This window comes from Burkholderia mayonis (assembly GCF_001523745.2).
GTDB classification, from domain to species: Bacteria; Pseudomonadota; Gammaproteobacteria; order Burkholderiales; family Burkholderiaceae; genus Burkholderia; species Burkholderia mayonis.
The window spans coordinates 472,963-487,509 of the sequence record NZ_CP013387.1 but is presented as its reverse complement, the minus strand read 5'-3'; the positions used below and the strand labels follow the sequence as shown (position 1 = coordinate 487,509).

Sequence of the window (14,547 nt, the reverse complement as noted above, 5' to 3'; positions counted from 1 at the left end):
AGTAAATCTCGACGGTGGATCAAGCTGATATTCGCGGGTTGGTTACCGCATTACAGAGGTCCGTCTCATGAGCCTGCCGCTTCCTTACTACGCAAGTCGACTGATGTCGTTGCCAAACGCGGTCGCGGGCTACTCGAATACCGGGCTGCGCCGCCTTCAGGAAACTTCCGGTGGTGGTTGGATTTTCGTCGGCTACGTCCTCCATTCATGCGGCTTGGTCGCTTTGCGGTGCAGCCAGAGTCATCCCCAGTCGACCAACGTCCCAGATGAAGGCGGCCAGCTCGCGTGCGACCGCGATGATGGCAACGTGTGCGGTCTTCCCTCTGGCGACGAGCTTACGATATCGCCGGCAAAGCCTCAGCTGCGCGTCCCAGGCGCGATCGATGATCGGTTTGGGTAGACCTTCATGCCGGCGCTGAATATCGATGCTCACGCGTGCCGGATGACGATAGCTCCAGGCGGATTCAACCAGCAGCTTACGTGCGTAGCTGTTGCCGGTCTTGGTAATGCGACCTTGGCGTCGTTTCCCGCCCGAGGAATGCTCCGAAGGCGTCACGCCAATCCAAGCCATCAGTTGGCGCGGATGTTCGAAACGCGTGAGGTCACCCAGTTCGGATACCAGGCCGATTGCCGACGTGAAGTTGATTCCGCGCATCGCTTGCAAAGCCAGTACGACTGGATAGAACCGCCAACTAATGACGGCTTCGCGCAAAGCCAGTTCCAGCCGCTCGCATTGCGCGAGCCGGTCCTCAATCGAGCGCCGATGTTCGTCGAACGCCAATTGCTGCCAGGCGCTGTCGAACGAGAACGTACTTAACCAGCGCCTGTGTGTCGGCCCCCAGTTGGGACGGCCGAGATAGTGGATGCCGTGGGCCAGCAGGAAAGATTTGAGCCTGCAGCGTGCTGCCTTCAGGTCTTCCCTGGCAGCCGACCAGGCGCGGGCCAGGTCGCGGAACGCTTCATCTTCAACCGTCGGCACATGCACGGCTGACAGATCGCCGGCACGCAGCGAGCGCACCAGCTTGATCGCGTCGCGGCGGTCTGTCTGCGAAATTGCCATTGCAGAATCAGGCAAAAAACCGCATCCTTGAAACCCTTCGAAATCGCGTTTCGGGGCCATTCCAACTGGCCTCATTATGCCGATCATCCCCGGCTCGATTACGCCGATCCGTGACAAGTGGGTACGCGCGGTGGGTTTGGCGTGCCTTGGACGATTCGTTCGGCATCTCGACGTATCCTCGGCAGTCTGAATCAACGCGCACTCCAATCTCAATGTCCGCGGCTTGCTTGCATCATGCGTCAAGCTCGCCCGAGATAGGGAACGGCCCTCGTAAGGCGCTTACGTTGATGCCTTCGACGACGCTGGTATTGAGCGGATGGCGGCAGCGGGCCACGATTCCGTGCCAGTAACCCTGCAAGCGCTGGGCGAACTTTTGCAAGGCGGCGATCCCGCTTTGCTGAGCCTGTTCGAACCATTGCCCCCAAGCCTTTTCCGCCCAGGCCGGCTTGCGGTAGAACCAGAGCCGTTTGAGCTCGTCGCGCAGCACATAGACGCATAACAGCGACTGATTGGCGGCCAGCAGTTCCTTCAGATGCACGGCCTGTTCTGGCTTCAGGTTATGACGGTTGCGCAGCAGCAACCAGCGACTGGACTTCAGGACCTTGCGGGCCGGCTTGTCATGTCGCAGTTGGTTGGCCTGATCCACCCGTACCCGATCGATCACCTCGCGACCGTACTTGGCCACGACGTGGTACAGGTCAAAGACGATTTCCGCCTGTGGGCACTGTTCCTTGATCTCCAGCTCATAGGCCGTGGTCATGTCGATTGCGACCGCTTCGATGCGCTCGGCCACGCCTTCGGGGAGTTGTTCGAAGAAAGCTCGCGCCGTCTCGCGTGACCGTCCGGGCCCAACCCAGAGGACCTGCCGGCCGATCGGATCAACCACCACCGTGGCGTAGCGATGGCCTTTATGGAGCGCGAACTCGTCCATCGCCAGATAACGGATCGTCGACCAGTCCGGTTCGGCCACGCGCGCGCAAGCGCATCTTGTCGATCGATTTGACCGTGTGCCAGTCCAGATCGTAGAAGGCCGCCACGGCCTGTACGCTGGCGGCCTGCAGCAACTTCTCGCAGGCCTTGGCAAACCGCTCCGTCACCCGCTGGTAGCGGCCCAGCCAGTCCAGTTTCTCCAGCCGCGCTCCGCCGCAGCGTTCGCACCAGACTCGGCGTCGAGGCACGTACAGCACCACCCGGTACTCGAACAACGGCAGATCACGTACCCGCCGTACGGTCGTTTCATGAATCTGCTGGCAACGCGCACCGCATTGCTCGCAGTACATGATCTTACTGACCGGCTTCAGGTAGAGCGACAGCGTGCAGCTATCGCCCTGCGGCCACTCCACCCGTTCCAGCCGATAGCCTGTCCAGCAACCCAGTGCCTGAAGTGCCTTGCGATCGAGCAATTCTGCCTCCTGACATCCATAAAATCATGGCGTCAGGTTACGCAATCGTTCTCCAAGGCTCCACGGTTTCCTGCGATGAACCTTTTTTTAGAATGTCACGCTCCTCGGTCATGCGCTTGAGCTCGGCCTTCAGTCGCCGAACCTCGGCGCTCTGATCCAGCTCCGCCTGCCGCACGACGTCGGGCCTGCCGAACTTCAGTTTCCAGGCGTAAAGGCTGTGGGTCGTGATGCCCAGCCGCTGCGCCACATCCGCCACCGAATGACCCCGTTCGGTCACCTGCTTGACTGCCTCGATCTTGAACTCATCCGTGTACCGCTTGCCGCTCATGCTGACCTCCTCGGTTGCCGTAAATTATGGCTCGAAGATGTCTACGAAAGGCTGGCCGGTCCACGACTGCACCAATTTACCATCACAAGTCGGCCCCTACCGCTTGACGATAGACATAGGCGCCCCCACGCGATGACGGCGTCAGAGGATTCATTGGAGACGCAATCGAGTCCCTACCTCGCCTCATCGATCGCGCCACCGATCTCTCACGACGATCCGCGCTACTGCGTGGCGTTCGTGTTTGCCGCCAATCTACGAGGAACGTCACACACGGAAAAGACGTCGACTTCTGCGCCTCTCCTGCCGTCGAGCAACTGCGCATAGCTTCGACTGCTTGCAGCAAGCGAACCGTGGAGCGGCTGGAATACGTCACGTACCAGATCCAGCCGCTCATAACGCAGCGGCCGGTGCCGACGCCCCTCCTCGGTACTGGAAATGACGTGCCTGCAATTGGCGGCACCGCATTTGCACTCCATCCGGAAGATATTGCAGACGAAGGTGCTGTAGGCAATGAGCAACTCCTCGCCTTTGTCGATATCGCGTGCAGCGATCCCGAAATCAACACCATAGTCCACGACGTTCGGCGCACAAGAATGATTGAACAAGCAAGACCAGCCGGCGGGAAGGATTAGATCGTTGTTTTTCAATCTGTAACCAAGCTCTTCGAGCCATTCGTACGTCATCTTCCGGAGCTTCCCTGCCTGTTCGGGCGAGATGCACATCGAGTCGAGGGACGGGTGCCATACGATCGTCCCCTCGGGAATACGACTGCGCGCGAAGAGCCCGAGCCCTTGGTACCGATCGGAAAATTGCGGCACAACGCCTGGATGCAGCATGTCAAGCTCCTCCGAGGATGTCGAGCAAGGAACGTTCGCGCGCGAGCATATCCTCGAAATCATGGCCCACCACGAGGTAGCGCCACTTCTTGTCGAACGACACGGTGTTCGCCGTGAAGATCACGCCCGCCTGCTTCGACGCCGACCATGCCAACCCGTGGTCCTTGACGAGCCCGAGTGCATCGGCGAACGTCAGCGGACTTTCGATGACGGGGTTGTCGGAAAGCCAGAACAGATCGTCGCTATCGCGGCCGGTAAGCCGGTTCAGCAGATAGGCGATGTTGGTGGTGCCGGTGTGGCGGCAATTTATCTCCGTTGCGTAGAGCATCCCATCCTCGGTCAGCCCGCAGTCGATGTCGAATGGCCCGCGGTACCCCTTGCGAAAGAGATAGTCGGCCGCCGCCTCTCCCCATTTTTCAAGCTGATCCCGCACTACCGGCGATAGCTTCTGTGGCGACGTTTGCCCTCGCCACGCGTTGTTAATGCACCGCATATCGATGGTTCTGGTGTATCGCGGCCCATCGCTTCCGACGAAATACTCGATGCTTGGCGTCGCGACGAATTTCAATTGCGGCTCCACGACGTAACGGTCCGACTGTTCATAGAATTGCAGCAGATGAGGCGCGCCTTCCGGAATACGCGCCGAATCCGTGACGACCCAATGACCAAAACCATTCGATCCTCGATCGATCTTGACAACGACGCGGCCGGTATCGCGAAACATCTCCGTGACGGCCTCCGTGACCTCGCGCATGCCGAACGCTAGGCGCCCTTCGATATACCGGATTCCGATGCCGGCCGCGAAATCCTTAAAACCCGATTTCGTATTGACGCGAGATACGACCGCGGCAATTCCGGCGTTGGGAATGGATCCGTATTCTTCAATCTTTCCCTGCAGCGTTCTGAAAAGATCGATGGTGGGTTCGTCCTGCGCGAACACGTCCGCGCGAATGCCCGGATGCGCGGCGACGAATGCCTTGAGTGCCGCTAGCGCCACGCGATCCCGGAAGATCCGATCGGCCAGATACTCGTCCAGTCCGCCGTCGGGCACGACGAATTGCACGGAATCGCGTCTAACACCGATCAACCCGGCCGCGTATTCGAGGAACTCATCATTGGGTGGCGCGGGAAGAACGATCATGTCCCCGGCTTCGGCATACCAGATCTTGCGCGACGCAGGCGCCGTCAAGGCGCGTACGTGCGCTTGCCCGGGAACCTCGGTCATTACCTTGTTCACGAAATTCGCAAAGATGATTTTCGGCATTTTTCGATCCTCCGATTTATTTCCGCGCAGAAACCAGACCATGACCGGCCGCAAACCAATGCAGGTCGCATTTCGAAAACCCCGCCTCGGTCAGCCACCGAACAACATCGAACAGGGAACTCGGACGATCGCTGGGATCACCTTCCGGATTGGCGTAGTAATTCCAGTTCAAATAGTCGAACATTTCCAACGCCTCGCGGGCACCATAGCGCCGTCCCTGCTCCGCCACTTCCTTACGCCATTCTTCCGCTGCGATTTTCCAGCCCGCCGGGCTGTCCGGCTTGAACATGTCGCAGTACACGAATACGCCTCCAGGATTCAATGCATCATGAATTCTCTTGAAAAACGACCGCTTTTCGTCATCTGTCAAATGATGAATCGCGAGAACGGAGAAAGCGCCGTCATAGCGATCCATCTCGCCGAAAATTGACGCGTCCTCGAAATCGGCGCGGGTGAATCGGACCCTGTCGCCATGTGCGCGACAGCGATCCCGCGCCACATCCAGCATCGCCTCGGATTTATCCACGGCATGCAGTTCGACGCCCGGAAATTCTTCAAGAAGCGCGAACAACAGTCGCCCGGCCCCACATCCAAGTTCGATCAACTTCCGGGGAGTCCGATTATCGTCCAGCACTGATCTGATGATCGTTTCCACCGTCTTATCTTGCGGAACAAACAAGTGACCGTACTTTATGAAATCAAATGAATCTGCTTCAGTCCCACACGTGAGATGGCACTCTCTGCCCATCAAATTCCTTGTGCATGGCAATCATCCTCATTTATTGAGCCTGCAGTCGTTGACAATGAAAATCAATACAAAATCTGATCTGACGCATCAAAAATATCGATATATGCCCCATTTACATGGCGGGCAAATTTGAAGAACCAATGCAAAGTATTCGGGCTGGTTGCAATGCTACATACAGCAAAGCGGGCTTACCTGTCTCGCGGAATCGATACGGTCGCGATCGCCGCCGCAATCGACGCGATTCCGGATAGAACGAAGGCCGTCGACAGCGACATAGTGACGACCATTCCCGCGATGGCCGATCCCAACGGAAAGCCGGCCATGTTCAGGCTCATCGAAATCGACATGACTCGACCGAGCTGGCTCGGATCGGTGCGCCGCTGGCGCAGCGTCAGCAGCGCGACGTCGATCGGACCGGACATCACGCCAGCAAGCATCAGTCCGACCGCGAGTCCGCCAATGCCGAACTCTGCCGCGATCGGCCATGCCGCCAGGGCTGTGACCACCATCCCTGTTGCCATCACATGGCGCTCCCGTCCCGTGGTCCGAAGATGGCCGATCACGAGCGCACCAACGCCACCCGCCACGCCCATCGCCGCCCACAACAAGCCGGTCAGCGAACTGCCATCGGCTGCCGAGTAGTGACGGGTCACGAACACCGGCACGACGACGACCAGCACCCCCCAAGTAATCTGATAAAGCGAGTAGGAAATGGCAAGGCCGCGCAGCGTCGGTTGCCGGACGACCAGTACGATACCTTCGAACGTCTGTCGAAACAGGGACGCCTGGGGCGGCGCAAGGCTCGGCAGCCGGCGGACGTTGAACAGGCAGATCGCGGCACCCGCAAAGCCAACGGCGATGATCGACATCGCCGCCTCGGGGCCGAACACGCTTACGGCGAAGCCCGCCAGCGCCGGGCCGACCACATCGACGATCGCATAGACCGCGGTGTCCACTGCGTTGACCCGATCGAGCACGTGAGGCGGCACCAGACGCGGCAGTAGGGTTCGCGTACCTGACGCGCCCAAGGGGCCGGTCAGGGAAAAAAGCAATACCAGAATGAAAAGGACGGGTGCGCTCGCTACCCCGGCCCATGCGACGATACTGAGAACGGCAATGAATGCGGCACTTGCGATCATGTCGATTCGCACGGCGACCGTGGGGCCCACCCGATCGAGCAACGTGCCCGCGATGGGGCTCACGATTAGACCCGGGGCAATGGCGGCGAACGTCAACCATCCGGCCAACTCCGACGACGAAAACCGCGCCAGTGCAAACAGGACCAGGGTAAGGACGAACATGCGTCCGGCAAGACGGGACAGCGTGGCCGCAAGAATGAGCATCGGCAGGCCGGGAATCCTCATCAGATCACGGTAGGTATTCTGCTGTTCCAGAGAAGCTGCGGACTGACTGTCTTTTCTCATGTTGGTTTGGTTGCTTGGTCATCGACATACGCCCGGCACTGGAGATGCGTCGCGCATGACGATGACAAGATCGATCATAAAATCTCAATAAACTAATCTGAAATGCTCATCGAGGCTGGCACAGTTGGCGCATCGCCATCTTACGGCTTTCCCAATTTACCCATGAACCTGCGATACGCTTGCTGCGCGGCCTCCAGGCGATACACTTCATGCAGCGTGCTCCCTACGACAATCACCTGCTCGAACGACTCTCTCGCCTCAAGCAAGGCCGGATGCCAGCCTGGCCTGTCGAACCATGGATCGCCGTCCGCGATGACTTGCAGGACCGGGAGGTCCGCGCGCAAGCGCAGCCCATCGGCCCAATTCCATTCGGCAGGCGCGCAGCAGGACCATGCGGTGACGATGGCTGCGCAGCACGGCACCAGATGCCCCCACACTGCGACGGCCTCGCCGCCCTCGCTATATCCGGACAAAATGATTCTGTTAGCATCGACCCAAGGCGTTTTTTTCAATTCAGAAAATGCGTGGAGGATTTCCGCGCGCCGATAGATATCCGCTGGCGGAAACGTGCCCGATTCAATGGTCCCAGCTATGCAATTGCTTCTTCTGTATTTGCGAGCGAAGCTGTCCGGCGCGACAAATGCAAGACCGAGTTCATTGCTGATCGCCGCCATCACCTCTTCGCATTCGCCGATCCCGTACGCGCCGTGCATGTGGAGTACCACGGGGAGCTTGTCGTCCGCGGCCCGCCCGACGATACGGCCGGGCCGGGCAACGAGCGCCCCCTCCCAGGCGCGCGCAAGGTCGTCTGCATCGTCCGTCAATAGGAAGGCATCATAGAGATCAAGCATTCACCTGCTCCAGTCCATTCATTAAATACGTGCCCGCCAATGGGAGCGGACGCATGAATCACGGCCGCTCTAACCCACGCTCTCATGGCTTTCATAGTCCATTCACGCTGACACGCGTGGCCCGGACGGCAGCGTGTCGGGGCCAAAGAAACATATGTCTCGAAGCCCCACCTGCGTTCCGGGTCGGAGGAGCGCCACCGTTTGCGGCCAAGTTCGTTCGGCCGAGACTCCGAGGGCATTGCGAAGCCGCTTGGCGAACCTGGGCATCAGCGGCTCTGCCATATCGGCAAGGAGGAGAGCAGCTGCGAGTTCCAGCGCCACGGTCGTGCGGTTTCGATCCGACGAAAGTCTCGATTCACCGAGATGGCATTGCGCCGCCGAGAAACGGCGGGCGGACTCGACTAAGGCGGCGAGTGCCTTGGCTGCGTTGTTCAGAGAGAACCTGTCCGGCGACAGTTCGGCTTCGATTGCGCGCCGGTGGCCCTCCAGCGTGGCGAGGAAAGCCCGATGGTCCGTGCTCCAGTCTCCAGCGTCGGGGGCCGTTCCGCCGAATTCACGGCTGACCCGCTCGCCGAGCTCCCCAAGCCAACCCTCCCAGGCCGCCAGAATGTCGCGCTTGGTTTGGAGCAAGGCAGCGCGATCGAAGTTCGCGCGCTGCACTTCGCCGCGCGTCAAACTCAGATGAAAGCGCACCCAATCGACGCTTTCCGGACTCAGTACCTCCTTGCCCCAAACAGCGTGCTGCCGACTGGTTGAGAATTTCAGGCCCTCGAGGAGATAGAACTCGTTGACGTGGTAGTCAATGTCGGGCGACCAATTCGGAAAGGCGAGCCGGTACAGCGCTGGATACAGCAGGGTGTGATAGAAGCTGTTGTCGTAGCCGAAGAAGTGCACGATTTTCCAAGTGTCGTCCGGCTGGTGGGCGCGCCAGTCTCGCTGGAGGCGCGCCCCCAGCGCCTCGATGCCGAACAGGAATCCGAAGGCCATTTCGGGCCATGCCCAGATGACTTGTCGGGGGCCCGCAGGCTCGAGCGGGCTCACCCCCCAGGGCTGGGGGTGCGTGATGGGAACGCGAAAACCTTGCTTCGCGAGAATCTGTTCCGCCAGCGCGTGCAGCCGCGGGAGCGCGCAAAACAAGCCGTGGCAGGCAATCGTCTGGCCCATGCCGTGAAAGCTGGAAGCCGTGCCTTCCTCTTCGCAGACGAACATCGACAGGTGCTCGCCTGTCGCGTCGTCCAGCGTCACCACAAGGTCCCAGTCGTGCCCGGCCACCCACTCATGGCGACTGGCATCCTGATGCACCAGCATGCCCGGCAACGGCGCGCGCTCACGCTTCTTGCGGTGCTTGCCGCGCGCCTTGGCGCGCTTGACCTCACCCGCCTGCTGCAACTGGTTCTTCACCCACGTGTAGCTGCGCTGACCCGCATGTTCGCGCCGATACCAGCAATGGAAATGCCGCACGTTCCAGCCTGCGTAGTCACGCCGGTACAGCTCCACCAGCTTGACCACCTCATCAACCGGCGCACGCCGATGCGAAATCTGCTCGATCCGCTTGTCGATCAGCCCATCGAGCCCATCGGCTTCGTAGCGTCCCATCTGGCGGCGAAACGTGCGCTCGCATACCCCCAGCAGCCTCGCGGCCTCCGCTTGCGTCAGGCGCTTCTCCTGCCAGTCCGTGTAGACCTCTTCGAATCTCATCTTCCGGGTTTCCTGTAACCAGCGTGCCCGGCTTACGGCTGGCTTCATGCCGCACCCAAAAACCGGACAGATTACGTGCTACAGACCCGGACAATTCATTTGCTCGCGACAGTCGCGGCGGTCTGTCTTGACACGATCACCCGGCTTGCGTGGAATGAGCGATGGTGCGCAGACCATGCAGTCAAAACCTTTATCGACCAGCCGTCGGTACAGGCCGTACCCGCACGGACCCGCTTCATAGACAAAGCAGATGTGCCGCACCTTCTGCTGCAGCCGCTTGCACAACCGGTCGAGATCAATCTGCATCGTGCCGACCTTGCCGAATAATTCCACGTCGCTCATCCCGACCGCATAGACGACTGTGATCGAATCCTTGTGGACATCCAGGCCCACATACAGCGTGCTATCGTGTTCCATGCTGGCCTCCGCGGCGGAATACACCGTTGAGTGGCGGTTCCGCCCCCACTCAATGCGGCTCTGGCAGCCATGCTAACCCGCGCAGACCTCCCCACGGCGGCCAGCCCTACCGAGCGGGAGTCATACTGACTTGCTCGATGTCACCGCGTCGCCGCCGGATCGCGGCCGCGTCGCTCGAGGCCGAAGCACGGCGTCTCACGACACCCTCGATCCCGCCGCGCGTTCCCCCCGGCGCGACGCTCGCCGCGCGACATCGGCACGACAATTACATTACAAAGAACATTGCATTCGCCCTTCTATCAAGAGACCGCAGCACGTCGTTCGTAACCCTCATCATTACGAACGGTAATCTATACAAGAATCATTCTCATTTATATTGACTTCCGATTCCCGCGTGCCTACGATGCGCCCGCATCGCGCCATTTATGCGCTTTCACGAACGATCGCAACAAGCCTCTCGCAATGACGATCGCACGACAAAGGGAAGGGACATCAATGCAATTCTCGCCGCGCCTCGGGCAACCCGTTCGCCACCTTCAACACCGCGCCGTCCGACACGCGGCATTCGCCTGCGCGTGGCTCTTCAGCTCGGCCGCCTTCGCCGATGCGTCGCCTGACGCGTTGCCCGAAGCCCCCGAAGCCGACCTCTCGATCCACGCGCAGCCCGCGACGCAATGGACAGGCGTGTGGACGCGCCAAAACCTGCTCGGCGACATCGGCGGCCTGCGTCCGTGGCTCGGCAAATACGGCGTCACGCTCGGCCTCGCCGAAACGAGCGAATATCTCGCGAACCTGCGCGGCGGCTTGAAGCGCGGCGGCACGTACGACGGCCTCACGACCGCGACGCTCACCGTCGACACGCAAAAGGCGTTCGGCCTGCCGGGCGGCACGTTCAACGCGAGCGCGCTGCAGATCCACGGCCGCAACCTGAGCCAGTACAACCTCGGCACGCTGAACACCGCGAGCGGCATCGAGGCGCAGGACACGACGCGCCTCTGGGAGCTGTGGTATCAGCAGTCGTTCCTCGGTCAGCGCGTCGACGTGAAGATCGGCCAGCAGAGCGTCGATCAGGAATTCATGGTCAGCCAGTACGCCGCAACGTTCGTCAACACGATGTTCGGCTGGCCCGCACTGCCGTCGTACGACCTGCCGAACGGCGGGCCGGCGTACCCGCTCGCCGCGCTCGGCGTGCGCGTGCGCGGCAAGATCACGCCGTCGCTGACGGCGCTCGCGGGCGTATTCGACGGCGATCCGCTCGGCAACCATCCGAACAACCTGAGCGGCACCAACTTCAACCTGCACAACGGCACGCTCTTCATAGGCGAGCTGCAATACGCGCTCAACCAGCCGGCCGAAGGCCAGATGGACACGGGGCCGTCGAATGCGCTGCCCGGCACGTACAAGCTCGGCGTCTGGTATCACAACGGCCGCTTCGCTGATCAGCAGATCGACAACACCGGTCTGTCGCTGGCGAACCCGGCGTCGAGCGGCGTCGCGAGCGCGCATCACGGCGACTACAGCGTCTACGCGGTCGCCGACCAGATGGTGTGGCGGCCGGACCCGACGGGCGCGAAGAGCCTCGGCGTGTTCGCGCGCGTGATGGCCGCGCCGGGCGACCGCAACCTCGTGAGCGTCGCCGCGAATGCAGGCGTCGTGCTGAAAGCGCCGTTCGAAGGCCGTGACAACGACAGCGTCGGTCTCGCCGTCACGTACATCAAGGTCGGCTCGCACGCGAGCGCGCTCGACGAGGACTTCGCCAGCGTCACGGGCGGCCCGTACGGCGTGCGCACGAGCGAAACGGCGCTCGAGGCGACCTACCAGTACCAGGTCACGCCATGGTGGCAATTGCAGGCGGACGCGCAGTACACGTTCAACGCGGGCGCGGGCCAGAACCCGAGCGATCCGACGCAGCCGCTGCGCAACACGTTCGTCGTCGGCCTGCGCACGAACATCACGTTCTGAGCGCCGCATCCAGCGGCACGGTTTTCGTCAGTTCATGCGACGGCGCGCAACGCCGTCGCCCCTGCAAGGAGATTCACCGATGCTATCGTCCTCATCCTCGCCGCGCGTGCGCCGCGCCGCGCGCGCATTCGCCGCCGCGCTGGCCGCGCTGGCTGCGGCCGCCGCCGCGCGCGCGGAGCCGCAGGGCTTTCTCGAAACGCTGCATCGCCACGCGACGCTCGTCAACACCGTGCCCGACAACGGCGACCAGAACCCGTACGCGATCGCCGTCGCGCCGGTGTCGGCGGGTGCGGTGCGGCAAGGCGACGTGCTCGTCGACAACTTCAACAACGCGGCGAACCTGCAAGGCACCGGCAGCACGATCGTCGACTATCGCCCGTCGACGAAACAGATGAGCGTGTTCGCCGCGATCCCGCGCGACCTGAAGACGTGCCCGGGCGGCGTCGGCCTGTCGACCGCGATGACGATGCTGAAATCCGGCTGGGTGATCGTCGGCAGCACACCGAGCAACGACGGCACGACCGACACGAAGGGCGCGGGCTGCCTGATCGTGCTCGACAGCGAAGGCAAGGTCGCGTCGACGATCTCGAGCCCGAACATCAACGATCCGTGGGGCAACGTGGCGGTCGTCGACGACGGCGACCGCGCGACGCTCTTCGTCAGCAACGCGGGCTTCGGCGTCGGCGGCGCGAACGGCAATCCGCCCGTGTTCAAGCAGGCCACCGTGCTGCGGCTCGATCTCGAGATTCCGGCCGGCAAGCCGCCCGTCGTGAAGCGAGAGACGGTCGTCGCGAGCGGCCTCGGCGCGCAGGCCGACAAGGGCGTGTTCCTGGTCGGCCCGACGGGCCTCGCGCTGTCGGGCGACCGCAGCAAGCTGTACGTGTCGGACGCGATCGGCAACCGGATCGTCGAGATCGACGATCCGCTCACGCGCGACACGAGCGCGGGCGTCGGCCGCCAGGTGACGGCGGACGGCTTCCTGCGCCGCCCGCTCGCGCTCGCGACCGCGCCGAACGGCCATCTGCTCGTCACCAACGCGCTCAACGGGCAGGTCGTCGAGATCGATCCGGCGACGGGCAAGCAGCTCTATGCGCGCTGGATCGACACCGACAAGGCGCAATCGCCGCCCGGCAACGGCGACCTGTTCGGCATCGCGATGACGCCGGAAGGCGACGGCTTCTATTACGTCGAGGACGACGTGAACACCCTGATGCTGGCGAAGTGAGCGCTCCGATGACAGACGACCTCCATTCTCTTTCACGCCCCGCGCGGCGCGGCTTTCTGAAGGCCGGCGGCGCAGCGATGGCGGCGGGCCTCGCGGCCGCCGCCGTACCCGCGGCCGCCAACGCGGCGCAGGCTGCACCCGCCGGCGCGGCGCCGCACGATGCCGTCGAACCGTTCTACGGCCCGCACCAGGGCGGCATCGTGACGCCGCAGCAGAGTCACGCGTATTTCGCGGCGTTCGACCTGACGGCCGCCACGCGCGCCGACCTGATCGCGCTCCTGAAGTCGTGGACCGAAGCGGCTGCACGCCTTGCCCGCGGTGAAACCGCCCAGCCGCTCGCCGCCGAGGGACCCGGCGACGACAAGCCGCCCGTCGATTCGGGCGACGCGCTCGGCCTCGGCGCGGCGGGCCTCACGATCACGTTCGGCTTCGGACCGGGCATGTTCGTGCTGAACGGCAAGGATCGCTACGGCCTCGCGCGCCGCCGCCCGGCCGCGCTCGTCGATCTGCCGCGCTTCAACGGCGACCAGTTGCTGCCCGAGAAAACGGGCGGCGACCTCTTCGTGCAGGCGTGCGCGAACGACGCGCAAGTCGCGTTCCACGCGGTGCGACAGCTCGCGCGCCTCGGCGCGAGCGCCGCGCGCATCCGCTGGGGCCAGACGGGCTTCATCTCGGGCAAGCCCGGCGAAACGCCGCGCAACCTGATGGGCTTCAAGGACGGCACGCAGAACCCGCCGCGCGACGATCCGGCCGCGATGAAGCAATTTGTCTGGGCGGGCGACGAAGGTCCGGCATGGATGAAGGACGGCACGTACACGGTCGTGCGCCGCATCCGCATCACGCTCGAGCACTGGGACGGCACGGAACTCGGCTTTCAGGAGCAGGTGGTCGGCCGCCACAAGTACAGCGGCGCGCCGCTCGGCAAGCGCAACGAATCCGATCCGCTCGATCTCGATGCAGTCGACGCCGACGGCAATCCGGTGATTCCGGACAACGCGCACGCGCGGCTCGCGTCCGCGCAAGCGAACAACGGCGCGCAGATCCTGCGCCGCGCGTATTCGTACAACGACAGCACGAACTTCTACATCGAGCGCTGGCCGCCGTGGCGCCAGCAGACCGAGTACGACGCGGGGCTGATGTTCGTCGCGCACCAGCGCGACCCGCGCACGGGCTTCATTCCGATCAACGAAAAGCTCGCGAAGCTCGACATCATGAACCAGTTCACGACGCACGTCGGCAGCGCGATCTTCGCGTGCCCGCCGGGTGCGCGAACGGGTTCGTACATCGGCGCCGCGCTGTTCGAAGCCTGAACGCCGACGTCCCGACCAATC

Annotated in this window: 9 protein-coding genes and 4 pseudogenes; 3 read left to right on the top strand and 10 right to left on the bottom strand. The window is 62.4% G+C overall.

Annotation, left to right across the window (positions count from 1 at the left end; all coding sequences use genetic code 11):
• Positions 1-205: 205 nt before the first annotated feature.
• From WS70_RS20695 to WS70_RS20645, 10 genes and pseudogenes are all read right to left on the bottom strand, one after another.
• Positions 206-1,048: pseudogene (locus WS70_RS20695) on the bottom strand (IS110 family RNA-guided transposase); the annotation flags it as partial.
• A gap of 295 nt (positions 1,049-1,343) precedes the next feature.
• Positions 1,344-2,463, bottom strand: a pseudogene (locus WS70_RS20690) (ISL3 family transposase); the annotation flags it as partial.
• A 79-nt stretch (positions 2,464-2,542) separates the two neighbouring features.
• Positions 2,543-2,791: pseudogene (locus tag WS70_RS20680) on the bottom strand (transposase); the annotation flags it as partial.
• Between the two features lie 221 nt (positions 2,792-3,012).
• A complete protein-coding gene (locus WS70_RS20675) occupies positions 3,013-3,627 on the bottom strand; it encodes an SET domain-containing protein-lysine N-methyltransferase (protein WP_059596489.1) in 615 nt (204 codons plus the stop codon).
• Position 3,628: 1 nt separating this feature from the next.
• Complete coding sequence (locus WS70_RS20670; protein WP_059596488.1) at positions 3,629-4,891, bottom strand: preATP grasp domain-containing protein; 1,263 nt, start codon at positions 4,889-4,891, stop codon at positions 3,629-3,631.
• A gap of 16 nt (positions 4,892-4,907) precedes the next feature.
• Positions 4,908-5,546, bottom strand: coding sequence for a class I SAM-dependent methyltransferase (locus tag WS70_RS20665; protein WP_159082936.1), 639 nt, complete (start codon positions 5,544-5,546; stop codon positions 4,908-4,910).
• 281 nt (positions 5,547-5,827) lie between these two features.
• Complete coding sequence (locus WS70_RS20660) at positions 5,828-7,063, bottom strand: MFS transporter (RefSeq protein ID WP_203236018.1); 1,236 nt, start codon at positions 7,061-7,063, stop codon at positions 5,828-5,830.
• Between the two features lie 140 nt (positions 7,064-7,203).
• Entirely contained in the window at positions 7,204-7,914 is a 711-nt protein-coding gene (locus tag WS70_RS20655; protein WP_059596486.1) for a dienelactone hydrolase family protein, read from the bottom strand.
• Positions 7,915-8,016: 102 nt separating this feature from the next.
• Positions 8,017-9,612 carry a class I tRNA ligase family protein gene (locus tag WS70_RS20650; protein ID WP_203236017.1) on the bottom strand — a complete coding sequence of 532 codons (1,596 nt, stop codon included), beginning with the start codon at positions 9,610-9,612 and terminating at the stop codon, positions 8,017-8,019.
• Positions 9,613-9,723: 111 nt separating this feature from the next.
• Positions 9,724-10,029, bottom strand: a pseudogene (locus WS70_RS20645) (IS110 family transposase); the annotation flags it as partial.
• Between the two features lie 495 nt (positions 10,030-10,524).
• On the opposite strand from WS70_RS20645, the gene WS70_RS20640 reads away from it, so the two are divergent.
• The 3 genes from WS70_RS20640 (at position 10,525) to efeB (ending at position 14,526) form a co-directional block, all read left to right on the top strand.
• The gene (locus tag WS70_RS20640) at positions 10,525-11,991 is read left to right on the top strand and encodes a carbohydrate porin (protein WP_059472537.1); all 1,467 of its coding nucleotides are present in this window, start codon (positions 10,525-10,527) and stop codon (positions 11,989-11,991) included.
• A 79-nt stretch (positions 11,992-12,070) separates the two neighbouring features.
• On the top strand, positions 12,071-13,216 hold the full coding sequence (locus WS70_RS20635) for an NHL repeat-containing protein (protein WP_059472536.1): 1,146 nt from the start codon (positions 12,071-12,073) through the stop codon (positions 13,214-13,216).
• Positions 13,217-13,224: 8 nt separating this feature from the next.
• The gene (gene efeB / locus WS70_RS20630) at positions 13,225-14,526 is read left to right on the top strand and encodes an iron uptake transporter deferrochelatase/peroxidase subunit (protein WP_059472535.1); all 1,302 of its coding nucleotides are present in this window, start codon (positions 13,225-13,227) and stop codon (positions 14,524-14,526) included.
• The last annotated feature ends 21 nt before the right edge of the window (positions 14,527-14,547 follow it).